Origin of the sequence: Longitalea luteola, assembly GCF_017356035.1 — a bacterium.
GTDB classification, from domain to species: Bacteria; Bacteroidota; Bacteroidia; order Chitinophagales; family Chitinophagaceae; genus Niastella; species Niastella luteola.
In genome coordinates this window covers 1-1,271 of sequence record NZ_JAFIQX010000033.1, presented here as the reverse complement: position 1 = coordinate 1,271, position 1,271 = coordinate 1, and the positions used below count along the sequence as shown (strand labels likewise).

Here is a 1,271-nt window from a genome sequence, read left to right as displayed (position 1 = left end):
GGTATTACCAAAGACTTCAATGATTTTAAAGCGCAGGCTTATTACTACAGCGCTCAAATAAAAGAGTATAAAGAAATGTTGAATGAACCGGACAGGCTCATTCAGAAAGGGCTGTCCCTTTTAAATAAACTACCCGCATTCACGCAGTTTATGAAACAGCACGGTGAGCTGGCCAGCCTGTTCCGGTTGCCCGATAACTATGGTACTCCGCAAAGCCTGACCGGACTGCAAACACGGTCACAGGTACAGCAAGTATTAATTGATCGATTTGGCAGGGCGGCCTTGTCTCCACAGCCAGCAGATGGAGGGACTAATGTGGGTTCCCTGCAACAGAACCTGCAGCAGGCGCAAAGCCAGCTAAATCAGTTGAAGGATAAATTAAACGAACTGGGCGGCAGTGGTGGCGCTGATATGGAGATGCCGGATTTCAAACCTAACAACCAGAAGACAAAATCCTTTTGGAAACGCCTTGAATACGGCACCAATTTACAAACTACAAAAAACAATTTCTTTCCTACAACAACAGATCTGGGTTTGTCGGTTGGTTACAAGATCTCCGATAAAAGCATCGTCGGGGTAGGCGCCAGTTACAAACTGGGGTTGGGTCAAGATATAAAACATATTGCCATTACCCATGAGGGAATCGGACTAAGATCGTATCTCGATATAAAACTGAAAAATAGCTTTTTTGCCAGCGGTGGGTTTGAATATAACTATCAACCATTGAAAACGGATAGTTCAACCGCTTCTGCTCCCGATATGGCATCAATTTCTCCCTGGAAACAAAGTGGTTTAATAGGGATCAGCAAGATCATCTCCATAAAAAGTAAATTCTTCAAAAAAACCAGGCTGCAATTGATGTGGGATTTTCTCAGTTATCAGCAGGTGCCAAGAACGCAGCCGGTGAAATTCAGGGTGGGCTATAACTTTTAAAAAAGAGATGATCTTTAAAGTATGCTTTTGTTCGATTTTTATTTCAATGCATAAATCTTAGAATCTTTTATGAACCATTTACCCTATTGCAGGACCTGCATTTGTTTTGCAGCTTTATTTGTGTCAGCTACATTATTCTGTAAACAAGCTTCAGCCCAACTTCATAAAAAGGATTTTATGAAGCAGGAAAGAGCTACGGACAAGCAAAAAAGACAGTTTTCTCCGCCTCTGGCAACAACATTCACCCCAAGAGTTACCCGTAAAACCGACCTTGCTGCAGTTAATTTCCAGCCAGATACGGTAATCCGCAAAAGGCCTGTTGAAAAGAAACGTGAACA

At 42.5% G+C, this 1,271-nt stretch carries 1 pseudogene; it reads left to right on the top strand.

Going from position 1 to position 1,271, the window contains the following annotated elements:
- A pseudogene (locus JUB15_RS28290) lies at nt 1–933 on the top strand (hypothetical protein); the annotation flags it as partial.
- Nucleotides 934–1,271: the final 338 nt, after the last annotated feature.